The 24,700-nt window shown below is 60.3% G+C and carries 36 protein-coding genes and 1 tRNA gene; 29 read left to right on the top strand and 8 right to left on the bottom strand.

Annotated features, from left to right (window positions below):
• Nucleotide 1: 1 nt before the first annotated feature.
• From EOA49_RS00840 to EOA49_RS32490, 27 genes are all read left to right on the top strand, one after another.
• Nucleotides 2–982 carry a DUF5309 domain-containing protein gene (locus EOA49_RS00840; RefSeq protein ID WP_127242921.1) on the top strand — a complete coding sequence of 327 codons (981 nt, stop codon included), beginning with the start codon at nucleotides 2–4 and terminating at the stop codon, nucleotides 980–982.
• Nucleotides 983–996: 14 nt separating this feature from the next.
• Nucleotides 997–1,431 (top strand): hypothetical protein, encoded by a 435-nt coding sequence (locus tag EOA49_RS00845; protein ID WP_245460462.1) that lies wholly within the window; start codon nucleotides 997–999, stop codon nucleotides 1,429–1,431.
• Nucleotides 1,432–1,482: 51 nt separating this feature from the next.
• The gene (locus EOA49_RS00850) at nucleotides 1,483–1,797 is read left to right on the top strand and encodes a hypothetical protein (RefSeq protein WP_127242923.1); all 315 of its coding nucleotides are present in this window, start codon (nucleotides 1,483–1,485) and stop codon (nucleotides 1,795–1,797) included.
• On the top strand, nucleotides 1,797–2,117 hold the full coding sequence (locus tag EOA49_RS00855; RefSeq protein ID WP_127242925.1) for a hypothetical protein: 321 nt from the start codon (nucleotides 1,797–1,799) through the stop codon (nucleotides 2,115–2,117). Before EOA49_RS00850 ends, EOA49_RS00855 begins: the two co-directional genes overlap by 1 nt.
• A complete protein-coding gene (locus EOA49_RS00860; protein WP_127242927.1) occupies nucleotides 2,117–2,749 on the top strand; it encodes a hypothetical protein in 633 nt (210 codons plus the stop codon). The genes EOA49_RS00855 and EOA49_RS00860 overlap by 1 nt, the downstream gene beginning before the upstream one ends.
• Nucleotides 2,746–2,949, top strand: a complete 204-nt coding sequence (locus EOA49_RS00865) for a hypothetical protein (RefSeq protein ID WP_127242929.1) — start codon at nucleotides 2,746–2,748, stop codon at nucleotides 2,947–2,949. Before EOA49_RS00860 ends, EOA49_RS00865 begins: the two co-directional genes overlap by 4 nt.
• Nucleotides 2,946–4,406 (top strand): hypothetical protein, encoded by a 1,461-nt coding sequence (locus tag EOA49_RS00870; protein WP_245460463.1) that lies wholly within the window; start codon nucleotides 2,946–2,948, stop codon nucleotides 4,404–4,406. Before EOA49_RS00865 ends, EOA49_RS00870 begins: the two co-directional genes overlap by 4 nt.
• The gene (locus EOA49_RS00875; RefSeq protein ID WP_127242931.1) at nucleotides 4,403–4,846 is read left to right on the top strand and encodes a hypothetical protein; all 444 of its coding nucleotides are present in this window, start codon (nucleotides 4,403–4,405) and stop codon (nucleotides 4,844–4,846) included. Before EOA49_RS00870 ends, EOA49_RS00875 begins: the two co-directional genes overlap by 4 nt.
• 82 nt (nucleotides 4,847–4,928) lie before the next feature.
• On the top strand, nucleotides 4,929–5,447 hold the full coding sequence (locus EOA49_RS00880) for a hypothetical protein (RefSeq protein WP_127242932.1): 519 nt from the start codon (nucleotides 4,929–4,931) through the stop codon (nucleotides 5,445–5,447).
• 14 nt (nucleotides 5,448–5,461) lie between these two features.
• A complete protein-coding gene (locus EOA49_RS00885; RefSeq protein ID WP_127242934.1) occupies nucleotides 5,462–6,310 on the top strand; it encodes a tail fiber domain-containing protein in 849 nt (282 codons plus the stop codon).
• Nucleotides 6,311–6,613 carry a hypothetical protein gene (locus tag EOA49_RS00890; protein ID WP_127242936.1) on the top strand — a complete coding sequence of 101 codons (303 nt, stop codon included), beginning with the start codon at nucleotides 6,311–6,313 and terminating at the stop codon, nucleotides 6,611–6,613.
• Between the two features lie 258 nt (nucleotides 6,614–6,871).
• Nucleotides 6,872–7,837: a hypothetical protein gene (locus EOA49_RS00895; protein ID WP_164749181.1), complete on the top strand. Its 966-nt coding sequence runs from the start codon at nucleotides 6,872–6,874 to the stop codon at nucleotides 7,835–7,837.
• Complete coding sequence (locus EOA49_RS00900) at nucleotides 7,838–9,889, top strand: hypothetical protein (RefSeq protein WP_127242940.1); 2,052 nt, start codon at nucleotides 7,838–7,840, stop codon at nucleotides 9,887–9,889.
• A 252-nt stretch (nucleotides 9,890–10,141) separates the two neighbouring features.
• Complete coding sequence (locus EOA49_RS00905) at nucleotides 10,142–10,876, top strand: cell wall hydrolase (RefSeq protein ID WP_127242942.1); 735 nt, start codon at nucleotides 10,142–10,144, stop codon at nucleotides 10,874–10,876.
• Nucleotides 10,877–11,005: 129 nt separating this feature from the next.
• Nucleotides 11,006–11,761 (top strand): hypothetical protein, encoded by a 756-nt coding sequence (locus tag EOA49_RS00910; RefSeq protein WP_127242944.1) that lies wholly within the window; start codon nucleotides 11,006–11,008, stop codon nucleotides 11,759–11,761.
• Complete coding sequence (locus tag EOA49_RS00915; protein WP_127242946.1) at nucleotides 11,758–12,528, top strand: hypothetical protein; 771 nt, start codon at nucleotides 11,758–11,760, stop codon at nucleotides 12,526–12,528. The genes EOA49_RS00910 and EOA49_RS00915 overlap by 4 nt, the downstream gene beginning before the upstream one ends.
• Nucleotides 12,529–13,008: 480 nt before the next feature.
• Nucleotides 13,009–13,833 (top strand): hypothetical protein, encoded by an 825-nt coding sequence (locus EOA49_RS00920; protein ID WP_164749183.1) that lies wholly within the window; start codon nucleotides 13,009–13,011, stop codon nucleotides 13,831–13,833.
• Between the two features lie 11 nt (nucleotides 13,834–13,844).
• A complete protein-coding gene (locus EOA49_RS00925) occupies nucleotides 13,845–14,042 on the top strand; it encodes a hypothetical protein (RefSeq protein ID WP_127242950.1) in 198 nt (65 codons plus the stop codon).
• Between the two features lie 8 nt (nucleotides 14,043–14,050).
• Nucleotides 14,051–14,512 (top strand): lysozyme, encoded by a 462-nt coding sequence (locus EOA49_RS00930; RefSeq protein ID WP_127242952.1) that lies wholly within the window; start codon nucleotides 14,051–14,053, stop codon nucleotides 14,510–14,512.
• Nucleotides 14,513–14,612: 100 nt separating this feature from the next.
• Complete coding sequence (locus EOA49_RS00935) at nucleotides 14,613–14,999, top strand: hypothetical protein (RefSeq protein ID WP_127242954.1); 387 nt, start codon at nucleotides 14,613–14,615, stop codon at nucleotides 14,997–14,999.
• A gap of 234 nt (nucleotides 15,000–15,233) precedes the next feature.
• Nucleotides 15,234–15,464 (top strand): hypothetical protein, encoded by a 231-nt coding sequence (locus tag EOA49_RS00945; RefSeq protein ID WP_127242958.1) that lies wholly within the window; start codon nucleotides 15,234–15,236, stop codon nucleotides 15,462–15,464.
• Between the two features lie 33 nt (nucleotides 15,465–15,497).
• Complete coding sequence (locus tag EOA49_RS00950; protein ID WP_127242960.1) at nucleotides 15,498–16,043, top strand: hypothetical protein; 546 nt, start codon at nucleotides 15,498–15,500, stop codon at nucleotides 16,041–16,043.
• Nucleotides 16,040–16,501: a hypothetical protein gene (locus tag EOA49_RS00955; protein ID WP_127242962.1), complete on the top strand. Its 462-nt coding sequence runs from the start codon at nucleotides 16,040–16,042 to the stop codon at nucleotides 16,499–16,501. Before EOA49_RS00950 ends, EOA49_RS00955 begins: the two co-directional genes overlap by 4 nt.
• Nucleotides 16,494–17,057 (top strand): hypothetical protein, encoded by a 564-nt coding sequence (locus EOA49_RS00960; protein ID WP_127242964.1) that lies wholly within the window; start codon nucleotides 16,494–16,496, stop codon nucleotides 17,055–17,057. Before EOA49_RS00955 ends, EOA49_RS00960 begins: the two co-directional genes overlap by 8 nt.
• The gene (locus EOA49_RS00965) at nucleotides 17,054–17,491 is read left to right on the top strand and encodes a hypothetical protein (RefSeq protein WP_127242966.1); all 438 of its coding nucleotides are present in this window, start codon (nucleotides 17,054–17,056) and stop codon (nucleotides 17,489–17,491) included. The genes EOA49_RS00960 and EOA49_RS00965 overlap by 4 nt, the downstream gene beginning before the upstream one ends.
• Nucleotides 17,492–17,518: 27 nt before the next feature.
• Nucleotides 17,519–18,550, top strand: a complete 1,032-nt coding sequence (locus EOA49_RS00970) for a hypothetical protein (RefSeq protein ID WP_127242968.1) — start codon at nucleotides 17,519–17,521, stop codon at nucleotides 18,548–18,550.
• Nucleotides 18,547–18,720 (top strand): hypothetical protein, encoded by a 174-nt coding sequence (locus tag EOA49_RS32490; protein WP_164749184.1) that lies wholly within the window; start codon nucleotides 18,547–18,549, stop codon nucleotides 18,718–18,720. Before EOA49_RS00970 ends, EOA49_RS32490 begins: the two co-directional genes overlap by 4 nt.
• Before the next feature lie 147 nt (nucleotides 18,721–18,867).
• On the opposite strand, the gene EOA49_RS00975 is transcribed toward EOA49_RS32490, so the two are convergent.
• From EOA49_RS00975 to EOA49_RS01000, 6 genes are all read right to left on the bottom strand, one after another.
• On the bottom strand, nucleotides 18,868–19,170 hold the full coding sequence (locus EOA49_RS00975) for a hypothetical protein (RefSeq protein WP_127242970.1): 303 nt from the start codon (nucleotides 19,168–19,170) through the stop codon (nucleotides 18,868–18,870).
• A 30-nt stretch (nucleotides 19,171–19,200) separates the two neighbouring features.
• Entirely contained in the window at nucleotides 19,201–19,464 is a 264-nt protein-coding gene (locus EOA49_RS00980) for a hypothetical protein (RefSeq protein ID WP_127242972.1), read from the bottom strand.
• 13 nt (nucleotides 19,465–19,477) lie between these two features.
• Complete coding sequence (locus tag EOA49_RS00985) at nucleotides 19,478–19,720, bottom strand: hypothetical protein (RefSeq protein ID WP_127242974.1); 243 nt, start codon at nucleotides 19,718–19,720, stop codon at nucleotides 19,478–19,480.
• Nucleotides 19,721–19,978: 258 nt separating this feature from the next.
• A complete protein-coding gene (locus EOA49_RS00990; protein WP_164749185.1) occupies nucleotides 19,979–20,749 on the bottom strand; it encodes a tRNA(His) guanylyltransferase Thg1 family protein in 771 nt (256 codons plus the stop codon).
• Between the two features lie 85 nt (nucleotides 20,750–20,834).
• Complete coding sequence (locus tag EOA49_RS00995; protein ID WP_127242978.1) at nucleotides 20,835–21,074, bottom strand: hypothetical protein; 240 nt, start codon at nucleotides 21,072–21,074, stop codon at nucleotides 20,835–20,837.
• A 42-nt stretch (nucleotides 21,075–21,116) separates the two neighbouring features.
• Nucleotides 21,117–21,359, bottom strand: a complete 243-nt coding sequence (locus EOA49_RS01000; RefSeq protein ID WP_127242982.1) for a hypothetical protein — start codon at nucleotides 21,357–21,359, stop codon at nucleotides 21,117–21,119.
• Between the two features lie 165 nt (nucleotides 21,360–21,524).
• Between EOA49_RS01000 and EOA49_RS01005 the strand changes: the two genes are divergently transcribed.
• Nucleotides 21,525–21,599 (top strand) — tRNA-Thr (locus tag EOA49_RS01005).
• A gap of 179 nt (nucleotides 21,600–21,778) precedes the next feature.
• Nucleotides 21,779–23,254: an NAD-dependent succinate-semialdehyde dehydrogenase gene (locus EOA49_RS01010; protein ID WP_164746858.1), complete on the top strand. Its 1,476-nt coding sequence runs from the start codon at nucleotides 21,779–21,781 to the stop codon at nucleotides 23,252–23,254.
• Between the two features lie 65 nt (nucleotides 23,255–23,319).
• Here the strand turns inward: EOA49_RS01010 and EOA49_RS01015 are convergent, their stop codons facing one another.
• A complete protein-coding gene (locus tag EOA49_RS01015; protein WP_095832583.1) occupies nucleotides 23,320–24,060 on the bottom strand; it encodes a GGDEF domain-containing protein in 741 nt (246 codons plus the stop codon).
• A 258-nt stretch (nucleotides 24,061–24,318) separates the two neighbouring features.
• A partial coding sequence (locus tag EOA49_RS01020) for a thermonuclease family protein (RefSeq protein ID WP_164749186.1) occupies nucleotides 24,319–24,700 on the bottom strand: 382 nt, incomplete at its 5' end.

Genomic DNA, 24,700 nt, shown 5'->3' on the forward strand with positions numbered 1-24,700 from the left:
CATGGCTACCGTAGCCAATACCGTCCTGACCACCCAGGCGGTCGGCAACAGGGAAGAACTTGACGATTTCGTCTCGATGATCACCCCGACCGACACGCCCATCTATACCATGGCCGGCAAGTCCAAGGCCGCGTCGAAGCATCCCGAATGGGAGTATGAAAGCCTCGATACGACCGGCGACAATGCGCAGCCGGAAGGCAACGAGTACACCTTCGATGCCGTGTCGCCGCCCACTCGCGTCGGCAACTACACGCAGATCTTCACCAAGACGTTCCGGTTTTCCGGCACCCAGCAGGCGGTTGACAACGCCGGCAATGCCGAAAAGCGCGCGCACGAACTGATGAAGAAGGGCAAGGCGATCCGTAAGGACATGGAGTATTCCATCGTCGTCAATACGGCATCGACGAACTCGGACCCGCGTCGTTCCGGCGGCCTGCCGACCTGGCTGACCTCGAACGTCTCGCGCGGCGCTGGCGGCTCGTCCGGCGGCTTCTCGTCCGGCGTCACGACCGTCGAGACCACCGGCACGCTGCGTGCGTGGACCAAGGCCCTGACCGACAGTGTGTTGCAGTCGATCTATCAGAACGGCGGCGATGTCACCACGGTCGTTGTCTCGCCCTACAACAAGGGCGTGTTTGCGACCTTCATGTCGGACAGCAACGTGGCCTCCTTCCGCTATGCGGCCGGCAAGGGCACGAACACCATCATCGGCACGGCTGACATCTACGAAAGCCCGTGGGGTCCGGTGAAGGTGATGCCGAACCGCGTCATGAGCACGGCTGCCGCGACTGCCCGTCGCGTCTTTGCGCTCGATCCTGACATGGTGAAGTGGATGACCCTCCGCGCCATCCAGGAAGACACGGTTGCCAAGACCGGCGATGCCGAGAATGGCGTCCTGATCGCGGAAGGCTGCCTCAAAGTCGTCAACCAGGCTGGCATCGGCGTCGTTGCCGACGTCTTCGGCCTGACGGCTTCGACCTGATAGGAGAAACGACAATGGCACAGCCCATGAAGCCCATCTCTGTAACGGCTTCGACCGTTACGCTCGACCGGCATATTCACCGCGACACGGTGACCGTGCTCAACCGCGCGGCCGGCGTCACCGTGACGCTCCCGGCCGCCTCCGGCACTGGCGATGTCTACTACGTCATGGTCGGCACGACCGTCACGTCGAACAACGACATCGTTCAGGTGGCGAACTCCAGCGACACGATGGTCGGCGTTCTCACGACCGCTACCACGACCACGGGTGCCGGCACGCATGAAGCGGCCGGCGGCACGGATGACACGATCACCATGAACGGCACGACAACCGGCGGTATCGTCGGCTCGTACCTCGAATTGCGTGACGTGGCTACCAACGTCTGGATGGTCCTTGGCCATCTGGTCGGCTCCGGCACGCTGGCCACGCCGCTTTCGGCTGCCGTGTAACATCAACTGGGCGGCTCTCCGGGGCCGCCCTTTCCCTTCGGAGAGATACAATTGGCAGACGAAAACAATCTGGAAGCCAGGAAGGTTCTTCTTGGCCAAGCAAAAGCGCTCGGCATGGAAGTCGATGGCCGTTGGTCGGTCGATACCCTGGCCGAAAAGGTGCAAGAGGCACAGGAGTCCAAGAGGGACGCCGACATTGCGGCGATCAAGGCCGCTTCCGACACTTGGGTCTATCTGCTGCGTGATGCATTCCCGGTCGAAGACGAAAAGCATCTTGCCGGCGAGACGATCAAGGTGCCTGCCGACATGGCCGATCGCTGGTATGAAGCAGGCGTGGCGCGCCCCGGCAAGGAGCCGGCCGAATAATGGCCGACCACCGCGTCTTCTTTGATCATGACCCGGAGATCGGCCGAACTGTCTGGCTGATCTTCGATGATCAGGGCAATCTCAAGGGCGCTCATGTCGAGCAGGAGATAGACGCAATCCTCGATGCCAATGCGGAAGCCGAAAAGGCGTCGCACGGCGTCAGGTTCGGGGATTACCAGCGTGTTGCCTCCGTGCCGTTGACCTTCTTCGAGAAGACCGGGCTTGGCGATGCCATCGATGGCGGCGACAAGCGCTATCTGTCGAAAGTCCTCAACGATAGCGACAATTCGCGGTTCCGCACTTCGCGAGGGCGCGTCTGATGGCCATTACCGACTATGCCAGCCTAAAATCGACAGTTCTTGATTGGTCGGCGCGCGGTGATGTGGCGGCCATCGTGGACGATACTATCCGGTTCACGACTGACTACCTTAACTTCGGCGGTCAAGATCCTCAGGATGAACCGCTACGCTGCCGGGAAATGGAAGTGGTGACGAGTCTGACGCCCGCAAGCGGCGTCTGCACTCTCCCAACCGACTATTTGCAATATCGGCGTGTTGTCGAAGATGCATCGACCCGTCGCGAACTGACCTATATCACGCCGGACCAGGCAGAGGTGCTTTGGCCTAGCCGTTTCGGTGGATTGGGGTCGAATTTCACCATTATCGGATCGAGCCTCTACACCTTCCCGTTGGTCTCGAACGATGTCGAACTCACCTATTACCAGAAGCTAGCCAATCTCGACGGCACGACGACCACCAATTGGCTGATCACCAAGGCGCCGCAAGTCTATTTTCGCGGCTGCCTGATGTTCATCTCGGACTATGTGCGCGACAATGACGAAGCAGCCAAGCATGGCGCAGCTTTGCGGACGCTGGTGGCTGGGCTGAACGGTGCCAATGTGATGGCGAATTATGCCCGCGCCGGAATGCGCATTAGGTCTCAAACGCCATGACCCGTGTTTATGTTTCCATCAAGCGTGTCCCGCGCACGGCGAATATCGATGAGAACGTGGACGGTGAGGATTATTTGGCCCGCACCGTCTACGAGGATTTCGAACTTATCGATACTGGTGTTTTGGATTCCGACGGTAACCCGATTAAGGCCCATGAGAAGATGGACCCGGTTGGTTTTATCAGGTGGGGCAACCGGTGACGACAGTGCCGTTTTCGGCCTGGGAGCCGGACAAGGCAGAACTGAATGGACAGACCACGGGCGACATCTCAAACGTCCTGTGTTCGGTCAATTCGTATATTCCATTCCCTGACTTTGCCGCGCTGACATCGGCACTCTCTGCCAAGCCACTCGGCTATTTCCAGGCTCGCAGCCTGAGCGGACAAGTAAGCACCTTTGCCGGCACGGCGACCAAGCTGTGGAAGCTCGACAACACCACATTGACTTGGGAGGACGTTTCCAAGTCCGCCACGACCTATGCCGCCAACGATGACGCGCAGTGGTGCTTTGAGCAGTTCGGCGAATATGTCGTCGCGGTCAACATCAACGACAACCCACAGGTCTATCACCTCGGCGTCTCGACCGATTTCGACAATCTTGCAGGGTCACCTCCGAAAGCAGCGTTTGTCAAGGCGTGGGGCGATTTTCTCTGCCTGATGCAGCTCGCCACGGATGCGAGTGCGGTGCATTGGTCAGCCTTGAACGATATCACCGGCTGGACAATCGGCACGGACAATTCCGACACACAGAGTTTCCCTGAAGGCGGCGCGGTCCAGGGCTCATCGAGGGCAACAAACCCGCTGATTTTCATGGAACGGGCCATTTATCTGGGCACCTTCGTCCCCGGTTCGTCCATCATCTTCTCCTTCGTGAAGATCCACGACAAGAGGGGTGCAAAATCACCTTATTCCATCGCGTCAAGAGGCGAAAACACCTTCTTTGCCGACGAAGGTTCGTTTTTCCAGATCGCGGCGGATGGTTCGATTGCCGATATCGGCTTTGAGAAGGTGTCAAGGACGATTTTCGGGCAATTGGCGTCGTCGGATATCGGTTCGATGGTCGGGGCGATCGATCCGTTCTATTCCCGCGCCTATTGGACCATGGACATCGGCGGAACGGGCTCCTTCAACACCATCTTGACCTATGACTGGTTGCTTCAGCGCTGGTCCAAGGCCAGCCAAGTCAATTACGGCATCTTCCCGGCCGCGACGGCTGGCTACACACTCGAAGGATTGGATGCGGTTTCGTCCAGTCTCGATGCATTGCCCTATTCGCTAGATTCCAAGGTCTGGCAGGGCGGGGCGCCGGTCCTTGCGGCTTTCAACAGCAGCTTTCAAATGGGCTTTTTCAACGGCCAGCCGAAAGAGGCCGTCATCACCACACAGGAACAGGGCGACATCACGGGCGGCGTGACGCTGATCACCTCCGTTTATCCGGTGGTGGACAACGACAACTGCACGATTGCCATTGGCTCCAGGTTCAAGCGTGGCGAGGCGGTTTCCTACACTGGAGAGATCACCGGAACATCGGCAACGGGACGCTTCGACAAGCTGAACTCCGCCCGGTTCCAGCGGGTGAGGGTGACAATCCCGGCCGGTGAAGACTGGACACAGGCCCAGGGCGTGGACATCGCAGCGCAGCCAGCGGGGCGCCGTTGAGCAAATACACAGTCTACAACGCCAGCGAATGGAATCTCGACCGCTTAGGCCCGTACCTGTCCGATGTGGTCCATGAGATGAGCCGGCTCGCCGATCGCTTCCCCGGCGATGTGACCACGGCAGCACTGTTTCAGGAGTTCTTGAGCGGGAAGAAAACGCTCTGGCTCATTCTTGAAGGCGACAAGTTCGTCTCGATTGGCATGTCCACGATCAGGACCGTCGATGCGACAGGCCAGCGAATATTCACTCTCTGTGATTTAGCCGGCCGCGACGTTCAGAAATACAAGCGAGAGCTTTGCGAAGCGGTTGAAGCGTTCGCCGCTCAAAACGGATGCCATGTGACAGCAGTCGAAGGCCGGGAAGGGTGGAAACCTCTCCTGGCCGAGTTCGGATACAAGCCATACGCGGTGCTTTACAGGAAGATTGCGGCAAAGGATTGAATCTGCTATAAAATTCGGGCCTCAAAACGGTGTTTGCACCACCGCGAGGCCCTAACCAAGCCAACCTGTTACGGAGGTCGAAATGGCTATCAAATCTCTACGCCCAATTGGGGGCTCAAACAAGCAGAAGAAGGCGGCAAGAGGGGAAGCGCTCCGCTTCTATCGCGAGGTTGTGCTTTCCTACGATGGGGACGAATGTCTGATTTGGCCGTTCGCCAAAGTCAACACCGGCTACGGAGTCATTGGTGTTGGTCGCGCCGTCAAATTGGTGTCTCGCCTTCTGTGCGAGGAGGCACATGGAGCGCCTCCAACTCCGCGACACGAAGCTGCTCATTCATGTGGCCGGGGCGGTGATGCCTGTGTGACCAAGCGCCATCTTTCGTGGAAGACCCATTCTGAAAATGACGAAGACAAAATTGGACACGGGACGCGCACCAACGGCCAGCGAAATGGGCAGGCAAAATTGACAGAGGATCTCGTTCGCGAAATCCGGTCTCTCAAGGGCACTCTTTCACTAAGCAAAACGGCGGCCAAGTTTAGCCTTTCCCGCTCCCACATCAAAGATATCCATAGCCGTAAAACCTGGGCTTGGTTGGAATAAAAAGGGCCTTCGCCATGGGATCGTCAACGTCGTCGTCGCAAACTTCTAGTCCCCCTAAGTGGGCCCAACCTCTATTTGAAAAGAGCGCGACAGAAGCGCAGAACATCTACAACTCCGGCGCTGGCGGCAACACGTTCTCCGGCCCGACTGTTGCCGACCTGTCGGGCACGACCGTTTCCGGCATCAACCAACTTGCCACGGCTGGCGCGAATACGAATACCGCCGGCACGCGGCCGATGTTCGAGGGGATCGGCGCGGCTTCGGTGTCGCCGTCCTATTCGGAGCAGAACCTTCAGAACATGGCGAATGGCTCCTATCTCACCAGCGGCAACCCGTATTTCAACGATGCGTTGAAAGGGCAGCTTGATCAGACGGCGGCACAGGTCCAGAGCCAGTTTTCCGGCGCGGGCCGCTATGGCTCGGGCGCGAATACCGGCGTTCTCACCAGCCAGCTCGGCAACATCCGCTCCAATGCCCTGATGAACCAGTTCAATCAGGACACCCAGAACATGTTGGCGGCCAACAATCAGTTGGATGCCTCAAGGAATGCCGGCCTCGATCGCGCCCTGAGCGCAACCAACGCAATGTCGGGCCAGGATCAGCAACAGTTTAACAACGCCATCACTGGCGCGAACGCAACCTTGCAAGCGGGTGGTCTACTTGACACCCAGGCGCAGAAGCAACTCTCCGATCTCGTCAGCCAGTGGTATGCGCAGGACAATCAAGACTGGACACGGCTTGGCCTTCTCCAGGCTGCGGCTTCGGGTGCTGCCGGCGATTATGGCACGCAGACCGGGCATTCCTCATCCTCAAATCCGCTTGGCGCTCTCGGTGCCGTGGGCGGTCTGTTCGGAGGCAAATAAATGGGCGGTTCCACTCAATCCACCCCGCAGATTGGCCCGTCTCCCATGGGCGCAGTCACGCCCGGGACGAATGCGCCGTTCCATGGCTACATGCAGACGCCTATCGCTCCCATTTCGGCGCCTCAATATCCGGGTGCCCTGTCGCCAAGCCTTGCGGAGACGCAGGCCGCGACCGTTGCAAGGATGCTGGCGCGCACGCCCGTGATGGCAGCGCCGACAGCAGCACCGAAAAAGCCCGTCGAAGAGAGGCACGGAGGCAGCGGCAACGGGCGCGGCGGCCTCGGCGGCGCGATGGCCGGGTAAAGGAGTTTCGCGGTGGACCTTCAGTCGCTCCTTGCTGCGATCCTGAACCCGAACGGCACCCAGCAGGCCGTTCCGCCCATGGCTGCGGCTCAGGTCGGGGATCACAACAACCCGAACGCGCTTCAGGCAGCATTCGCGCGCCCGCAGTCGGCTCCCGTCCAGCAGGCTCCACAGCAGCCGCTTGCCTTCCAGGCCCCGCAAGCCCAGCCGATGCCGCAAAACGCTCCACAGGCCGCGCCTATGTCAAACGGAGGCGGTTTGGGCGGCATCCTTGGCGAAGTCTTCGCGCCCAAGACCACGGCGAGGAATCGGACGACGAGTTGGCTTCAGTCTCAGGGGCTCGATCCCGGCACGGCGACGGTCCTTGCTTCGGACAAGGGTGCATTGCGCTCCTATATCCTCCAGCGCTCGCGCGGGGGTGGCCTGACCGAGTTCGACCAGCGCGCGCAGGCAGCACAGCAGTATGGGCTTGATCCGCAGTCGGAAGAGGGGCGCAGCTTCATTCTCACTGGCAACCTTGGCGCCAAGGGCGACACCGCGACCTCCGACATGAAGGAATATGATGCTGCCGTGAAGCAGGGCTTCAAGGGCACGCTCATGGACTTCATGGTCAAGATGAAGGAGGCGGGCCGCAATCAGGTCAACATCGATACCGGAACCAAACTGCCGTCCGGGTATATGTGGAAAGACCCAGCCAATCAGGCCGAAGGCGTCGTTCCGATCCCCGGCGGTCCAGCGACACAGATCCCGAGCGAGGCAGCCGGCCGCATTGGCTTGGCTGATACTTTCCTGAACAACTTCGACACCATTAGGCAGAAGGTCGCCAATGGCGAAGTCACCGGCCTCTATGATGCGTTCCGCTCGCGCAACGACTCCGCTTATCCTGGTGCAGAGACCTACCGCCAGATTCAGACCGGCGTGGATTCCCTTCAGCGCATGCTGACTGGTGCGGGCATGCCATCAACGGAAGCCGCCGCTTATGCCTTCCGCTATCTGCCGACCTACACGGATGATGCCAGCTCGATGTCAACCAAGCTGGACCGGCTCAAGAGCGAACTGGAAAGCGTGAAGAGCCGCGTCTTGCAGGGCAGGGGCGGCAATCCGGACAATGCTCCCCAGGCAAATCAGCCAAAGGCCGCTCCAGTGGTCGGCGAAACCCGCTACGGCTACCGCTTCAAGGGCGGCGATCCCTCCGAGCCTTCGAACTGGGAAAAGGCGAAATAAATGCCGCTTCCGTGGGAAGAGTATCAATCGCAAAAGCGGGTTGCGGCAAGCCCGATCGGCCCGTTCCCTGGCATGAAGGCGCAGGGCAATATTGACCTTGCTGCGCGTCCGATTGTGCGCAATTCAGATGGCAGCATCAGCACTGTACGCTCTATGTCGTTCGGGACGGACGGAGGCGAAATCCTAGTTCCAACCGTCTCGCCAGACGGGCGCATTATGTCCGACGATGAGGCGGTGCAGCAGTACGGCAAGACGGGCCAGCAACTCGGCGTTTTCGACACGCCGGAACATGCTGACATGTACGCTCAGGCGCTCCATAAGGCTCAGGACAGGTTTTACCAAGCACAAGAGCAGCGCAAGCCCTGGGAGGATTTCAAATCGGATGGGACAGCCGATGCTGCAGCGCGCGCTCAGGCCGGCGTTGCCCGCGCGAAAGCCATCCGCAACGGCGCCTCACGGGAAACGCCGATCGATCCGAACACCGGTCAGCCTGTAGGCGTTCCCGCATTCTCGCCGCAGAATTATGGCATGGGCGGCTCGGCCGCCATGGGTGCCGCGAACTCGACCACATTCGGCTTCGGCGATGAACTGGCCTCGGTTCTCGGCTCGGCTCTCACCGGCGTTCCGCGCAAGCAAGTCTTGCAGGAAATGCGCGCCGACGATGCAAAGGCTCAGGCTGACAATCCTGGCTCATATTTGGCTGGTCAGATCGGCGGCGGTCTCGCTCAAGGTGTAGCCACAGGCGGCGCTGGCTTTGGCGCGAACGCTGCCAAGGCTGGCGGCGGGCTCGGCAAGGTTGCTCTGGGCACGGCTCTGGACAGCGGCATTTACGGCGGTCTTCTTGGCGCGGGTAACGCCAACGGCGACCTGAAAGACCGCGCCATTGGTGGCGGCACGGGTGCGCTTATTGGCGGCGCTGTAGGCTTCGGAGCGCCCTATCTAGCTGCGGGCATCACCAAGGGCGCCCAGAAACTCGTCAGCCCATTTGCCTCATCTCCCGAGCGTGAAGCAGCGGTCAACGTTTTGGCTCAGGAAGGCGTGCCCGTCACTGCGGGCCAGCGCACCGGCTCCAACGCGCTGCGCTATGCCGAGAGCGAGCTTGGCGGCAACAAGGCCGCCAACATGATGGAAAACCAGGCCGAAGCCTTCACCAATGCCGCCATGCAGAAGGCCGGCGGCTCGGGCCGCGCGACTCCCGATAATCTCGCGGCGCTCAAGGGCAATCTCGGCCAGCAGTTTGACGATCTCGCCAGCCGCAATACGATGGTAGCCGATCGGCAGCTTGCACAGGACATGGGCAAGACGCTCAATCGCTACGGCAAGCTTCTTGAGACCCAGCAGAAGCCCATCATCAACAATCTGGTTGACGACATCGTGCAGCGAGTGCGCGCCAACAACGGCACGCTTTCTGGCCCGGAATACCAGACCATCCGTTCCGATCTCTCACAAGCCGCTCAGTCCACCACCAACCAGACGCTTAAATCAGCGTTTAAGGGTCTTCGCGATTCCCTTGACGACGCCATGGAACGCTCGATCAATCCGGCTGATCTCGGGGCTTGGAAGGTGCTGCGCAAGCAGTACGGCAATTACAAGGTTGTCGAGCGTGCATCTACCGGCGGAACGGCGGATGCCGGCCTCGGTCTTATCAATCCCGCTCAGTTGCGCGTTGCTGCCTCCACGGGCAATCGCGGCGGCTTCGCAACGGGCGGCAGTGATTTCACCGATCTTGCCAAGGCAGGGCAAGCGGTTCTCACGCCGCTTCCCAACTCGGGCACGGCATCCCGCATATCAGCGCGCAGCCTTGGTGCATTTGCTCCTACAGTCATCGGCGCGGGCTATGGCGGGGCATCGGGTGGCGATCTGAAAAGCGCGGCAGCAGGCGCGGCAGCGGGCTATGCGCTTCAGAAGGGTGCGGGCGCGGCGCTGATGAACCCGCTCATCCAGCGCTACCTCGGGAACCAGGCCGCTGCTACCGGGGCCTCTCCTGCCACGCAAGCCTATATCGCGGCTCTATTGCGCTCGGCGGGTTTGCCGGCGATCGAAGGGCGTTAACCGCGCATCCATGGCGGGACTTTGTTGCCTGTGACCTCGGTCATGATGGCAACGAAGACCCCGCCCGTTAACCCACCAAGCAGAGCGGAACGCCAGTCAACGCCCACCAGGGTTAGAAAGACCAGCCAGATTAGCGCCACCATGCCGGCGCTCCCCCATAGAACGCCGCTGCCGGTCCTGTCTCGCGGCGGTTCCTTCGGGTCATGCTCAATTTGCATCCCAAACACATAATGCATCTTTCGAGGCAATGCCATGGCCTACGTCGGAACCCCGAATTATCTGGGGAATGATCTCGAAACCCTTGCCTCCATCCTCCAAGGCGAGGCAGGGGGCGAGGGCCTTCTCGGCATGCAGGCGGTGGCCGATGTCATCCGCAATCGCGCCAACCAGAATTTCTCGGGCTACGGCTCGTCCCCCGTTGCTCAGGCGCTTGCCCGCAACCAGTTTCAGGGCCAGTCAACGAAGATCGGCCCGGATGCCCGTAATGTCGCCTCGCAGCTCATAAGCGGGCAACTCCCCGATGTCGCGGGAAATGCGCTCTACTATGCTAATCCGGGTGCATCCACTGCTTCATGGGCCCGGAATCTCAATTCCAGCAACGCCATGAAGATCGGCAACCACTATTTCACCGACAATGCTAAGGGCGTGCCGTTCGCGGCTCCGAGCCCGTATGCGGCGCTTCCTGACGGCCCGAAGGGGCAGGAAAGCTATCCAGCGCCCGGTCTTGCTCCCGCCACTCAATCACCCGGTGGGCTCCTCGCCAATCATGACACGTCGGTTCCCGCCGATGTCGCGGCCTACGCATCGTCCGGTGACACGAAATCGCCGCTTCAAGGCTTCTTCTCGGCACTTGCGCAGACGCCAGACGCCCCTCCCGTTCGCTTCAAGCCAATGGGCGATGCCCGCCAGACCGGCAACAGCCTGCTGAAGCAGCTTCAGGCCACGCCGATCTCCGACATTCTTTTGAAACAGCGGCTTCTCGGATAATAGGAGGCTACCATCTCAAGTATCTATGACTGGAGCACGACCGCCGCCAATAATGCCACGGCGGACGGCAGCATCAATTGGGCTGAGGGCCAAGCCCCGTCCACGGTGAACAATTCCGGGCGCCAGATGATGGGCCGGAATGCCGAACTCGTCAAAGACATCGGCGGCTCGCTGACAGCCGGCGGCACCGCAGATGCCCTCACGGTAACGGCCAACTCCGCGTTCTCAGCCTATGCCAACGGCATTATCCTGGCCTTCACGGCGGCTTCGGACAATACGACGGCGGCTACGCTCAATGTGAACAGCATCGGCGCCAAAGCCATCCGCAAGATGACGACAAGCGGCGATTCCGCTCTTACCGGAGCGGAGATCCAAGCTGGCGGCATCTATATCGTCCAGTACTCCACGGCTGCCAATGCGGCAGCCGGCGGCTGGATATTGGTCAACCCGACAGGTATTCCGGCTGCCACCACGACATCATCGGGCGGTGTCGAGCTGGCAACGGATGCGGAGGCAATCGCTCGGTCTGACACGTCGCGCGCCATCACCCCCTCCAATCTTGCTGCCGCGATCGGGCCGGCATCTTCCACGGACAATGCTATCGCGCGCTTTGACAGCACGTCGGGCAAGCTTCAGGATTCTGGCGTCACGATTGATGACAGCAACAATATTTCTGGCGTCGGCTCTTTCTCTACCAGCGGAAACATCACCACAAGCGGGTCCGTAACGGCCGTCAATTATATTTCTACCAACAACAATTTCGCCAATTCCAGCGCCGGGACCATGACCCTGCGGCCCGGTGGCGTTGCCGTTACCACAGGTCAGGTCACCATTGCATCTAGTGGCGCGGTCACCATCAACGGCACGCTGACGGTGACGGGATGACGCTCCCTTCCTCTGGTGGGCTCACGGTCGCTCAAATCCTCGCCGAGATCGGCGATAGCTATCCAGTGACGATCCCGAATGCGAATTGGCGCACGCTAGCAGGAAAGCCGTCTGGCTCGTTGGTCATCCCCACCGATTTCTATGGGAAAACCTGGAGGAGCGTTTCGCTGGTCCATACCAGCAGCTCAGCTAGCGAGGTTGCCAACTATGGGGCGGAAGTAACCGGCGGCGGCCGGTGGATTGCTGTAATCGCACTCGGCGGCAACGATGCGAGCGCTTACAACCTCTCAGCAACAATCAGCGGCGTAGCCGGGACCGTGATCAAGCGCCATTCCTCTGGTACTGGTGGGGGGCCAGCGACGGGAACGGCAATCATTGTCGGGCAGCCGTCTGGAACATCGGGAACCGTGACCGTCACCGGCACGACGACGATGCGTTTTTACGTTCTGAGGGTGACGGGATATGACCTCAGCTCTGCTGTCTTCACGGGCGATTCCAACGGTGCCGGGGTGCCGCCATGGAGCGCAAATGTGCCCGCGAATGGACTGACGCTTTCGGTGTGCCAGAGCGGCCCGTCCGGGCCATCCCCGATAAGCTGGACCAACCTGACGGAACAGATTGCCGACGCCTCTCTGGTCGCAAGCCATGTCTCCAGCGTTGCTTGGGATATCAATATGGCAGCGAATGCCGCACTGTCGGTTGATGTCACGGCTTCGGACACGAACGGCGCAACGTCGGCCGTGATTGCTACATTCAACCCGCTTTAATCCGGGTGGTCTGCCGGCCATCCTACGCAATGCCCGTTCTCATGCCGCAATACTGCCTCAGGCGTAGTTCCCATGTAAGGCTTGTCAATTGTGACGACCAGGCATGAATGGCTGGATGTTAGAATCGCACAGCCGCGCTGGTTTGGATACGAAGAAGCCGGGACGTTATAGAGGCTGAACAGAACTCGACAGGCTTCGTAAACCTTATCCTGCGGCAACTTCCTGACTAACAACTCACCTTTGTAAGGGTGATCAAAACGGGCCGGCGGATTCCACTCGGCATCGTTCTTTCCAGCTTGTGCTACATTAGCCAAAGCTAAACAAATCATTGTAGGAAGAAGAAAAGCCCTCGCTCGCATAATAAAAATATGCGGCCTGTCTTCGGAACGCGCAAGATTCCCTGGTAGAAATATTTGTGGTTAATTGATGGTTCAAACACCCATCCCGATAGAGAGTATTAGCGACCAGACAAAGGTTCGCGTGAAACTCCTCGCTTCCGGGCAGGAGGTCCATGCGCCCCTTAGCGCGCTTGGGTCGCTCTACCAGCCTCTCGATGCCGATCTGACCTCATGGGCGGCCATCTCTCGCGCGGCCGGCTTCGACACATTCGCGACGACGCCATCGAGCGCAAATCTGCGAGCGTTGCTGACTGATGAAACTGGGACTGGTGCGGCTGTTTTTGCCACATCCCCAGTTTTGGTCACGCCCAATCTGGGGACGCCCTCAGCGCTTACCCTGACTAATGCGACGGGTTCGCCTGCGTCTATCGGGCTGGCTAACGGAACAGGTTTGCCAGTCTCAACCGGCATCTCTGGCTTCGCCACGGGCATGGCGACGTTCCTAGCGGGCGGTACCAGTGCACAGCTCGCCGCTGCCGTAACCGACGAAACGGGCTCCGGTGCCCTCGTCTTTGCAACGTCGCCGACCCTCGTTACCCCGAACATTGGCGCTGCAACTGGCACTTCGGCGGCGTTGTCAGTGGCACCACAAACCGGCCCTGCTTTGAACGTTGCGGGCAACAGTCAGAACATCACAAGCGGGTCAGAGATCAGCCTTTCGAACAATTCTGGGCTGCTTCTTCTCAATGAGAACGGAGCAACCGGGGTAGTGGGGCTCTTCCTTTGCGGCGGCGGCGTCGTGACCAAGATCGGCGGTGATGCCTCCTACGTTGTCAGTAGCACGCCGACCACATCGCAGATCGGCGTCTATTATGACGGCGCGGCGACTCGGTACAAGGTGAAGAACGGCTTCGCCTCCACGAAAAATCTCGGCATCCTCTGGATTGCCACCCGCAACTCCGTCTGATGTTGCGTCCCATGCGCAAGGAAACTCTCGCCCGCCGGGTTCGCTTCCACGCCGCCTACCTGGCAATCCTCATGATGCTCTGTGAGGCGCTGGCGAGTGTATGGCCCCTGTTCGAAGGAACGCTCCCGATCCCGCCGCTTGTCTATGCCTGCCTTGGCCTGTTCTTCGCCATCGCCTCTGGGATTGGGCATCTCTACCGGAACAAGTAGGAGCTCTCATGTCCCGCCTGAAGAAAGGCTCGGCAGCCGCTGCCGTGGCCGTGACGCTTATTGGGGGCTTCGAGGGGCTTCGACAGAACGCCTACCCCGATCCGGCGACGGGCGGTCCTCCATGGACCGTGTGTTACGGCGAAACCCACAACGTCCACAAAGGCGATTACCACAGCATTGCCGAATGCAAGGCGATGCTCATCAACAGCCTTCAGAAGTACGCCAACGGCATCGAGGCATGCACAACTGCCCAGATACCCGACGGTCGCTTCGTTGCGCTCGTTTCCTTCGCCTACAACGTTGGCGTGGGCGCTGCCTGCAAGTCGAGCGTTGTGCGGCTCATCAATGAAGGCCGCACCCGCGAAGGCTGCGATGCCCTGATGAAGTGGAACAAGGCCGCCGGCATCACTTTCCCCGGCCTGACCAAGCGCCGCGCCAAAGAGCGCGAGTTGTGTCTTCGGGGTCTCTAATGTTCTGGCTCCTCTACGGCCTTCTGCTCATCGGCGGTGCTTGGGGACTCTGCATCACCGTCAAGGTTCTGTCGCCGTTCGTCAGATGGATGAAATCGCAATGATGGCTCTCATCGAACTCGCCATCGGCACCAAGCTTGGCCGCATCGTCACAGGCGCGCTTGCCGTCGTCCTTGCCGTCATCGGCTTTCGGGTCTGGCTCGCTGCGCATGATGCCAGCACCCGCCATGAAGCGCTCGCCGGCTATGTCAAGCAAGTCGAACTGGATGCCGCCAAGGCCAAGCTTGCCGAGACCGAGCGCCAGTTAGATGTCGGACGCAAAGCCCTTTCCCAATATGCCGAACTGCTCGCCGCAGAGCAAGAAAAGAACCGTGCAGCCGATGAGGCTTTGGAACAGGAGATCAAATTCCATGAGGCTGAACTGGCTGCTAAGGGTCGTTCTTGTCACATCAGCGATGACGACCGTCGCTGGCTGCTCAAGCCTTGAGAAGATGCTCCACAACGCAGCGTCTCAAAAGGGTCAAGCGGCGGCTGGCGTGCATCTTCCGTCATTGCCGAGCGACTGCCGCGCGATCGAGCCACATGCGCCGATTCCGGTAGGCGCGGAAGCGCTCTCAGTCCTGAAGCGCGAGAGACGCGCCACCGATCGCGCCAATGCCCGCGTCCAAAGGTGCGCGCGCCACTATGACAACACCGCCGCTGCACTTGAAGGGAATGCGCCGTGACCGAGCATGAGATCAGGCGCATTGTCGCTGAGACCGTAGACCAGACATTGACGCGGCTTGGCGTCGATACCGAAGACCCGTTGGAGTTCCAGAAGGATCTCCAACACCTCCGGGCATGGCGCGAATCCGTCGCCACCGTAAAGCAGCAGTCCCTCGTTACCGCAGTCGGCATCCTCATAGCTGGCGCCCTTGGCCTGATGTGGCTGGCGCTGCGCGGTTCTCCGTAAGCATACCCTCCCTCCTTCGAAAGGAATACCGCCGTGGGCGAAAATCCGCGCTTCTGGGTTGCGTTCTCGATTCTGCTGGCAACGTTGGCGCTCGCCACGTTCATGACTGTATTCCTCACCATCCAGGCACATGCCGAGATTGAGCCGCAGCGTCCCCTCCAAGTCATCGACATTCAGAACGATGGAGGCGGAAGCGTGATGACCTATTACAAGAACTACAAGCGCCTGTCCGATGAGGGCGCAATCATTCGCTATCGAGGCATGTGTGCCAGCTCCTGCACGCTGGTTCTCCTGAAGGAATTCACCGGAATCAAGGCGTGCGCCGCAGACGCGGGGGCCTTCTTCGCCTTCCACAAGCCATTCATTTTGCAGGACGGCAAGGTTGTTCGCACGAAGTCGGCGGCGAGGGGCGCGCGCAAGCTGTGGTCCATGTGGCTCAAGAGCCTGCCGGATGGCCTCCACAGATATCTTCAAAAGGCCAAGGTTCCGTCTGCGGCTGAGGGCGATGAGCCGAACACCATGCTTTTCCTGCCGGCCAATCTTCTTCTCCCTAAATGCCCGACGGTGGCGGCACAATGATCAAACTCTTCATAGCAAATTTTGCCGGCACTTGCTTCCTGGCTTGGGCATGGTGGTGTGGTTACGTGGCCCGTGTTGTCGAGGCCGATGGCGCGCATATGGCCTATATCATCGCTGCCGTGTTCGTGGCTGGCGTTGTGTCCACATTCTGGCAGGCCAGCCGGGTCGGCAAAATCTCAGCCGACGCAGCCCGCATTGGCAGCGCTCACCTCTATGACCTTTTCGCGGCGCTTTTCATCCTCGGCATTATCGGGAACGCCATCGGCTTCCTGAACGCCTTCGGTGGCGTGAATATCGATGACCTGGGGACGCCGGAAGGCGTGCGCAAGGCAGGCGCGCAACTGCTCTCCGGGGCCGGTACGGCGTTCGGTTCGACGCTTGTCGGTCTCTCTCTGGCGCTATGGACATCAGTCAATCTTCGCATCCTCGCGACCGCACAGGACAAAGCTGATGGCTAGACGCCACTCGGACCATGTTTGGCTCTGGGCTTTCGTTGATGTCTTGCTTGTCCTCACATTCGTCCAGTCGGCCTTCAACTTCCTCGCCCTGCCGCAGATCAATCCAAAGGCTAAGGACCAGGAAACACTTCCGCCGCCGGGAACGATTGCTGTCCTTGCGTGCTGGCCCCCCGGCCCAACTGACGTTGACGTGTGGGTCTCCGATCCCAAGGACACAAAGCCGGTCGGCTACAGCCGCAAATCCGGTCTGGTGTGGTCACTGCTTCGCGACGACATGGGCATCGTCAATGACGACAGTCCCATCAACTGCGAAAGCGCCTTTGCCCGCTCTACGCCGGCCGGTGAGTACGTGGTGAACATCCACGGCTACAGCCTCCAGGCGCCGCTCACGGTTCATGTTGAGGTGGCGCTGAACGGCGCCTTCCTGACAAAGGCTGACATGGAACTGCGGGCAAAGCAGGAACGGACCGTGATCCGGTTTAAGCTCGATGGGCAGGGCAATCTGGTTCCCGGCTCTGAGAACAAGGTGTTCAAGGCGGTGAGGGCGGCAACATGATTACGCTTGCGTCCGATTGGCTCGGCCTCGCGCTCCTGCTTTGCATCTTCGCCTGGTATGCCGGCCGCTGGCTGGCCTTAGCGCTCCCTCTGGCCGTCACCGTCGCCGCGCTGGCTGTCTATATCCCCACTGGCTCGGCTCGCATCACAGAGCCGCCTCCGGGGCGGTATGTCGTCGTTGGGGCAGACATCGAAATTGACGTAGCCATATGGGCGCTCCTGAAGCCTGATGGCGGGCCGGCGGTCTACTACCGCCTGCCATACACTCCGGGGCAAGCGGGAGCCCTCCAAGAGGCCAAGGACGGCGCCGGAGAGGGCGGCCAAGTCACCGCCACCATCGGTGATGAAGGCGGCGTCCAATATGATGGCCCACCTCCATCAGCCGTGGGCGAGCAGCCCAAGGTGCCAGAGCGGCCCGCCGTCTCTATTCCCTGATCCGCAACAGCACAGGAATTCATCCGCATGGGGACACCTCCCACCTCGGAAGCAGAATTGCGTCATGCGCTCGAAATCCTCGCGAAGCATGACGGCAATCTGACCCATGCCGCATCAGCAGCCGGCATGTCACGCGCCGGCTTTGCGGCCCGCGTCAATAGGGCAAAGGATTCGCGCCTGAAGGCCGAGAAGGACGAATCGATAGAACTCCCCGACTTCGTTCATGGCGACGAAGAAGAGCCGATAGACGAGCTGCTGGCCCGTTTCCGCAAGGCTCATGAGCGGAAACAGAAGGCGATCGATGCGCGGACATGGTTCCCGCTGAAGGTCAAGGAGGACAAGCCCTACGGCATCCTCTGGTTTGGAGATCCTCACCTCGGCCCGCATTGTAATTGGGCGCTCCTCGAAAGCCATATCGCCATTGCAAGGCAACCGGGCGTCTATGGCGGCAACATAGGCGACACAACCGACAACTGGCCGTGGACCGGTCGGCTTGCCCGTCTCTGGGCAGAGAACGACATCTCCCACAAGACAGAGAAGCGTCTCGGCACATGGTTCATGATGGAAGCCGGCATCAAGTGGCTTCTGTGGCTTGGCGGGAACCACGATGAGTGGAACGGCGGCACCGAGTTCTATAAAATGCTCGGAGCCTCACAGGTTCCAGTGATCGACTGGCGGGCACAGTTCACGCTCTGCCACAAGAACGGCTCACAGACGCGCATAGACGCGGCGCACGGGCGCAAGGGCTCCTCGATCTACAATCCCGCCCACGGCACGCTGAGAGACGCCAAATTCGGCGAGGAAGCGGCCTTGTTTGTCACGGGCCATATCCATAGCTTCGGCTTGTTCGATATTGAGTTCCCCGAGAAGAAGACGCAAACCTGGCTGGCGCAAATCTCCGGCTACAAGATGGGCGATCGGCACGCGCTGGTGAATGGCTATGCGCAAGCCAATCGGGGTGCTGCGGTGCTGTCTGTGGTCGATCCGGCAAACGGCAAGGTCCAGTGTTTCGCGGATGTAGAGGAGGGCGCCGACTTTCTGGCGTTCAAGCGTCGATGAGCAACGACAGAGCCCGCGTCCGCGTTTCCACTGACGGCAAGCAGCCTCAATGGGAACTGTTGATCGACAACCTCAAGGTCTGCGACCTGACCTATATCGAGACCCTGGAACTTGGCCTGCAAATCATGAGTTCGCTTAGATGGATCACGGAAGCTCTTCCGAAGAAGTAGACGACTTGGCTCGGGCTTTGTTCCATCGCGCCGACTCCACGAATGTGTGGAGTGATGTCGATGAATGCATCCGGCTTTTCTTCCGCAGAGAGGCCGCGCGGCGCCTCCAGCAACAGCGTTATACGAAATCCGCAGAGCGCTTATAACTCACGTCGGCTTATCCACCAGCGGCTTACTCCGCTTCGGCGGGATATAGCTCTGCACCAGCCTTACCTTGTCCACCGGAACCGTCACCAAAGGCCCTAGAGCCACCGTAACGGAATCCTCGTCTATCCTGGTCACTTCTCCCTTAAGCTCGATCTGCTGGCCTCGCTTGACGGTTGAGGATTTATCCTTGATCGAGTGAGGATGATGATATCCTGGGATGGAGACGCTTACCCTATCCTCGGTGACGCGCCTGCGAACTGTCGCGGTGAGGGCGACTGTATCGCCTATCTTGATCCTCGGCATTCATGGAGGATGGCGCGGGGCAGGGCGGCGTCAAGGGGATGGCGAGGATGAGGCGGCACGTATGATCGCTGCCAGACTGTCAACGATCTCCATCCTCACGTCCTGGTCAATTTGTTCAAAGCCGCGCTTGATGTCTCTCCGATCTTTCAGGTCGGCAATGATCGCGCGCGCTGCGCGATGCGCCCAGTCTCGCGCCTTTGGTGGCTGTTTGGCGCGAGACCGCCACCACTGGTCTGTGGCGTCGTAAGGAAACTCATCTCCCTGCTCCAAGCGAATGCGGGTGATGTCCGTCATCTATCGTCTCCTTCTACCGGCTGGGAAGGGTGAGAACAGCGCGGACGCGTTTGTCGAAGTCTGCTTGCGCCGCTGCTTTGGCGGAATCTAAGTCGCCGTCGAACTCATCCCACCCGCCGTTCTCGGGCCAGCGAACTCGCGTCGTGCCGCGATCAGTCAACCGAACTTCATAGACGAGCCCATAGATCGGTGTGGCTCCCCACCACCGTTCATCTGTCTCGTCCCATTCCAGCGGCTTTACAACTATGTTTTCCATCTCGCCATCCTTGCATAAAGTCATTGAAAAGTCACGGCTTTTTGCTATTATTCGCAGAGTTCCACTCATCCTCCACGGCTATCATCGCTTCCCGTCTACTCTGCGCCTTGCCAGATACACCATCAGCCGCGAACCAAAGCCAGTGCGATCCCGCATTACTGTACTCAAGCCAGTACACCCTCCCGACATACGTTCCATCTTCCGTGTAGGCTGAGTAGTCGTTTTCCTTATCCTCCCAGGTGGATCGCCAGCCGATATTCATGCAAACAGCAGAGCTGCCCTGTCGTCTATGCCGCGAAGGTCTGGCATCTCGACTTCAATAACGTCCGTCCGATCGATTGGACCTGATGGCCTATATTGCGGTGGTATGCGCTCCAACTCTTCGGCTGTCATTTCCCGGCGCACTTTGACGCGCTTGATCAATGTCCCTCGCCGGAAGAATGCCGGGAAGTCATCGAAGTCAACGCCTATCTCGCGCAGCATCGCCACCTGATCGTCGCCATTCTTCCTGTGCAGTGCCGTGGGCGAGAAATGTTTGGCAGCGGCCATCTGGATGGCATTCTTGCGAGCATCGATCTCCCTCCAGTAGATCGCTTTAGCCGCATCCTCCCGGCTCACTGCGAAAGCTCTGGAGTCAAACTCGGGGAATTGCCGCTCGACAAAGACCTCAAGTCCCCACGACAACGCCGCCTTATAGAAAAGGTGCGTTGCCTTGGATGCTGTTCGGCTGGCGAGCTTCTGAAACTTTCCGCCATGTGCAACTTCGCTCGTCGGCCCCGGCTCCCAAAGAACTAGCGATATTTCATCCGATTGCGTATAACCAAGGGCGGCCCCGAACTCCGTCACCAGACCCTTCGCGGTATCGATCATGGCGGCAGACATGCGCCGGTCGAATGGCCGCTCCATGCCCTTGGTGAACTTGGAGAAGCGGTTGCCATCGATGCGGATATAGACTGCCTGACCCGACAAGCCGCGCCGGCCGGTCTCTGCGCCCTCAAGGCTTTTCAGGTAGTCGCCTAGCGTGTCCATCCTCATCTCCATTTCACCACCAGAACCAACCCTATCACCACAACCCCGACAAGCAGGCGCGGGAGCAGGAACCGGGCTGGCATCTCTATTCTCCTCGATCCTGGCGGATGGCGGAAGCGAGGGACTCGCCGGCATAGACTAGTTCGGTCAGACCCCAACTCTCCTTGGCGAACTTCTCCGCGATCTGCGCACACCGCTCACGTTCGGCCATCAGGGCTTGGGCTATGATGTCGATCTGCTGATCCAGAATGCTCAAAAGTCGCGCACGCTGAAGGGCATTTTTGGCAGCAACTCTGATGTCTTCCGGTATCTCACTCTCTGCCATGGTCCATTCCTCTCTTCACGTGGGGCTGATCCGATGGGGCGGTCATGCTGGCAGGACGCCAAATAACTGCCCGTCAAGCCTCAGGCTCTCGCGCATAGCTGCAACCTTCGCCTCGGCGTCCGTCATGTCGTATGCCCACAACTCGGTGCCGTATTGCTTATCGCCCATGTCGAAGCTCAGGACGAAGCAGTAGAGCGGCCGGCCATATTCATCCTTGCGAACGAACTCGGCATCGGGCTGCTCGGCGGCATTGCGGCGCTCGTTCAGATCAATGATCTCGCTCATTTCCTAGCTCCTTGGCACGGTGAGAGGGGAACAGGCGCGGAACAGACTGGTGCAGCCGTGGGCCACTTCTCCCGACGTGTTCCGGTAAGGTTCTGCGACCATCTGCATCAAACTGCAATTTGCCCTGTTGACGAAACCTCAGAAATCAAGGAAACAGCGCCCGTTGCTGCGGTAGCTCAGTGGTAGAGCACTCCCTTGGTAAGGGAGAGGTCGAGAGTTCAATCCTCTCTCGCAGCACCAGCCCGCTTTCGGGGCACCTCCTCTCCCTTTCGTCGAGCTCTCATTCGGTGGTGGTTCGAGGAGGCCAGCTGCCCGAGGTGGGTCTACCGCCGTCCTTCCCAGGCCCTATGACAGGCGCAGACGTGCGGAATACATCTCGGCCTTCTCAAACGTCAGCTCGTTGAAGGAGGAGACCGGTATTGCCCCTATGCCTGCCGATCATGCGCCACCTGAAATCCCCTGACCTGTTCGGCGCAATCGACCGGGTGCCGGCGCTTGGCACGCCGGTTGGCGGGAGCACGTTCGAGGTCTTCAATCCATCGACGGGCGAATTGCTGGCGGAACTTCCCGACATGGGGATTGCGGAGACGCGCGCGGCGATCGACAGGGCCTATGCCGCACAGGCCGAATGGGCGGGGCTGACGGCCCGGGAGCGCAGCGAAATGCTGTGGCAGTGGCATCAACTGATCGTCACCCACACCGACGATCTCGCGGCGATCCTCACCGCGGAGATGGGCAAGCCGCTCGCCGAAGCCAGATCGGAAGTCTCGCATGCGGCGGCGTATCTGCAGTGGTATGCCGAGGAGGCCAATCGCATCTATGGCGAGACGATCTCGGCCCCGTCGACCGACCGCCGCATGCTGGTGATCAAGCAGCCGATCGGCGTCGTCGGCACGATCACACCATGGAACTTTCCAGCATCGATGGTGGCGCGCAAGATCTCGCCGGCGCTGGCGGCAGGCTGCGCCATTGTGCTTAAGCCTGCCGAACAGACGCCGCTTGTCGCAGGCGCCATGTTCGCGCTCGCCGCCGAGGCCGGCTTTCCCGATGGTGTCGTAAATCTCATCTATGCTTCGAAGGGTGCCGCGGTGGGGCGCGAGCTCTGCCACAATCCGAAAGTGCGCAAGATCAGTTTTACCGGCTCGACCGAGGTCGGACGCCTGCTCATGCGCCAGTGCTCGGACCAGATCAAGAAGGTCAGTCTCGAGCTGGGCGGCAATGCGCCTTTCATCGTCTTCGACGACGCCGACATCGATGCCGCCGTGGACGGGGCGGTCCAGGCGAAGTTCCGCAATGCCGGCCAGACTTGCGTTTCGGCGAACCGACTTTACGTCCAGTCGGACGTTCACGATGAGTTCGTCGACAAATTCGTCCGGCGGGTCGGCGAGCTTCAGGTCGGTGACGGTTTCGATCCCGGCGTCGCCATCGGCCCGCTGATCGACAGGCGGGCGCTCGCCAAGATCGAATCCCACATCGCCGATGCCGTGGCAAAGGGCGGCGCGATCCGGTGCGGCGGGGGCCGGATCGCCAGAGACGGCACGTTTTTCCAGCCGACGGTCCTTACCGACGTCTCCAGCGCGATGACGGTGGCGCAGGAGGAGACATTCGGGCCGTTGGCCCCCGTCATCCGTTTCGAGGATGCCGATCAGGTCGTGTGTGAGGCCAACGACACGATCTACGGACTAGCCGCCTATTTCTATGCGTCCAACCTGAAGCGCGTCTGGCGCGTGGCGGAGGCCCTGGAATACGGCATGGTGGGCATCAACACCGGGCGCATGTCCTCGGAAGCGGCACCCTTCGGTGGCGTCAAGCAGTCCGGCATCGGACGGGAGGGGTCCCGCCACGGCCTCGAGGACTACCTTGAGATGAAATATCTCTGCATGGGCGGCATCTGAGACGCAGGGATTTGAACCGCAGCTCCCGCCAGGTTGTCGGCGGGGTTGGCCGCTGGTCGCGCCGCTCAGTTGTTGAAATGGGACAGGTGAAAGCCGGTCTCGTCCTGCAACTCGGACAATCCTTCCTCGGCCGAGCGGAACATGTCTTCGAAAGCCAATTCATGTTCGAAGACGACGCCGCCGACGCGGATGGCGAGCACGTCCTTGTCGCCTTTCGGCGCGAAATAGATCTGCCCGACCGCTTCCCGGACGCGCTTGCCGACCTCTTTGGCGTCCTCCTCGGTCGCGCCCGCGAGGAAAACACCGAACATCGCCGTTCCGATGCGGCCGATCAGATCCTCCTTGCGCACCGAGGACCTGATGGCGGTGGCGATCAGCCGCAAGGCTTCGTCGCCCCATTCGAGGCCGAAGCGCAAATTGATCGCCGAAAGATGCTCCGGATGGATGACGAGAAAAGCGCCGGAGCGCGGCCCGGCCGGTCTGGCGGCTCGCCTGTCGACCATCGACGTGAACACGGCCCCGTTGAGGCAGCCGGTCAGATGGTCGTAGGTGCCGGATCTGGTGAGCTCCTGCCGGTAACGGCGGATCTCGACCTCTCTCCAGCCGAGTAAGGCAAAAAGCGGCAGACCGATGATAATGGGCAGAAGGGCGGCCGTGATGACGCTGCGGCCGAACGGCGTCAACGCGTCGCTGAGCAGCAGCAGATAGTTGAGGCCGAGCGACAGGCCGACGCAGCCGGCGGTGCCCAGCAGGGTCAGCCAGACGACATGCTTCCAGGCCTCTGCCGGCGCGGTCTCGGTTTTCATACTCACTGGCCAATCTCCTGTTGGACGCATTGGCATAAAGGCGGTGTGTTACGATTTCCGTTTCAGCCTGGCCTACAATTTGAAGGAAATCAGTGTCTTTCTCCCTGGATGGCGCCGGCGGCTGCGGCCCGGTTCTCGCTTCGATCTGATTCGTCGCTGAAACGGGTCAGCGTTTGGTAGGATCGCCGAGCTGCTTTAGCCATTCCGTTTTTACGCAATGCCGCAGGCAAGGCCGTTGCGCGCCTTTCCGGGTATGCCCTATTGCGGCGGGCCGAAGACGCCCATCTCGGCAGCCCTGGCGACGGATTCGGCTTTGCCGTAGATGCCCGAGGGGGACGCCATCGCCCAGCCATTGGCAACCAGCCAGGCGCCGACATCCTGTTTGCCGAGCATGCACGGCGCGGCGATGGCAAAACGGTCGGCATCGGGCGGCAGGACGCATTTGAGCGCCCGGCCGCGCAGCCAGGCATTGAAGGCGGCGCGGGCGCGCTGCCCGCAGGGCCAGATGACGTCGCCGAACGCGCAGGTTTTGGCGGAATCGACCTCGATGGTCCCGCTGACGATCACCCTGCGCCCCATGGACTCGAAGATCGCCGACGAGGTGGCGACCGGGCGATAGAGCAGCGTCTCACGCCAGTCC

This window comes from Mesorhizobium sp. M1A.F.Ca.IN.020.04.1.1 (assembly GCF_003997315.1).
Classification (GTDB): Bacteria; Pseudomonadota; Alphaproteobacteria; order Rhizobiales; family Rhizobiaceae; genus Mesorhizobium.

Coding starts and splice junctions, on each gene's coding strand:
- EOA49_RS00930 (WP_127242952.1), top strand. CDS start 14,051: ATGTCCCGCCTGAAGAAAGGCTCGGCAGCCGCTGCCGTGGCCGTGACG.
- EOA49_RS00990 (WP_164749185.1), bottom strand. CDS start 20,749: ATGGACACGCTAGGCGACTACCTGAAAAGCCTTGAGGGCGCAGAGACC.
- EOA49_RS00885 (WP_127242934.1), top strand. CDS start 5,462: ATGGGATCGTCAACGTCGTCGTCGCAAACTTCTAGTCCCCCTAAGTGG.
- EOA49_RS00965 (WP_127242966.1), top strand. CDS start 17,054: ATGATTACGCTTGCGTCCGATTGGCTCGGCCTCGCGCTCCTGCTTTGC.
- EOA49_RS00855 (WP_127242925.1), top strand. CDS start 1,797: ATGGCCGACCACCGCGTCTTCTTTGATCATGACCCGGAGATCGGCCGA.
- EOA49_RS00980 (WP_127242972.1), bottom strand. CDS start 19,464: ATGACGGACATCACCCGCATTCGCTTGGAGCAGGGAGATGAGTTTCCT.
- EOA49_RS00925 (WP_127242950.1), top strand. CDS start 13,845: ATGCGCAAGGAAACTCTCGCCCGCCGGGTTCGCTTCCACGCCGCCTAC.
- EOA49_RS00935 (WP_127242954.1), top strand. CDS start 14,613: ATGATGGCTCTCATCGAACTCGCCATCGGCACCAAGCTTGGCCGCATC.
- EOA49_RS32490 (WP_164749184.1), top strand. CDS start 18,547: ATGAGCAACGACAGAGCCCGCGTCCGCGTTTCCACTGACGGCAAGCAG.
- EOA49_RS00985 (WP_127242974.1), bottom strand. CDS start 19,720: ATGGAAAACATAGTTGTAAAGCCGCTGGAATGGGACGAGACAGATGAA.
- EOA49_RS00880 (WP_127242932.1), top strand. CDS start 4,929: ATGGCTATCAAATCTCTACGCCCAATTGGGGGCTCAAACAAGCAGAAG.
- EOA49_RS00900 (WP_127242940.1), top strand. CDS start 7,838: ATGCCGCTTCCGTGGGAAGAGTATCAATCGCAAAAGCGGGTTGCGGCA.
- EOA49_RS00960 (WP_127242964.1), top strand. CDS start 16,494: ATGGCTAGACGCCACTCGGACCATGTTTGGCTCTGGGCTTTCGTTGAT.
- EOA49_RS00970 (WP_127242968.1), top strand. CDS start 17,519: ATGGGGACACCTCCCACCTCGGAAGCAGAATTGCGTCATGCGCTCGAA.
- EOA49_RS00860 (WP_127242927.1), top strand. CDS start 2,117: ATGGCCATTACCGACTATGCCAGCCTAAAATCGACAGTTCTTGATTGG.
- EOA49_RS00975 (WP_127242970.1), bottom strand. CDS start 19,170: ATGCCGAGGATCAAGATAGGCGATACAGTCGCCCTCACCGCGACAGTT.
- EOA49_RS00905 (WP_127242942.1), top strand. CDS start 10,142: ATGGCCTACGTCGGAACCCCGAATTATCTGGGGAATGATCTCGAAACC.
- EOA49_RS00910 (WP_127242944.1), top strand. CDS start 11,006: ATGGGCCGGAATGCCGAACTCGTCAAAGACATCGGCGGCTCGCTGACA.
- EOA49_RS00955 (WP_127242962.1), top strand. CDS start 16,040: ATGATCAAACTCTTCATAGCAAATTTTGCCGGCACTTGCTTCCTGGCT.
- EOA49_RS00890 (WP_127242936.1), top strand. CDS start 6,311: ATGGGCGGTTCCACTCAATCCACCCCGCAGATTGGCCCGTCTCCCATG.
- EOA49_RS01015 (WP_095832583.1), bottom strand. CDS start 24,060: ATGAAAACCGAGACCGCGCCGGCAGAGGCCTGGAAGCATGTCGTCTGG.
- EOA49_RS00995 (WP_127242978.1), bottom strand. CDS start 21,074: ATGGCAGAGAGTGAGATACCGGAAGACATCAGAGTTGCTGCCAAAAAT.
- EOA49_RS00840 (WP_127242921.1), top strand. CDS start 2: ATGGCTACCGTAGCCAATACCGTCCTGACCACCCAGGCGGTCGGCAAC.
- EOA49_RS00845 (WP_245460462.1), top strand. CDS start 997: ATGGCACAGCCCATGAAGCCCATCTCTGTAACGGCTTCGACCGTTACG.
- EOA49_RS00915 (WP_127242946.1), top strand. CDS start 11,758: ATGACGCTCCCTTCCTCTGGTGGGCTCACGGTCGCTCAAATCCTCGCC.
- EOA49_RS01000 (WP_127242982.1), bottom strand. CDS start 21,359: ATGAGCGAGATCATTGATCTGAACGAGCGCCGCAATGCCGCCGAGCAG.
- EOA49_RS00865 (WP_127242929.1), top strand. CDS start 2,746: ATGACCCGTGTTTATGTTTCCATCAAGCGTGTCCCGCGCACGGCGAAT.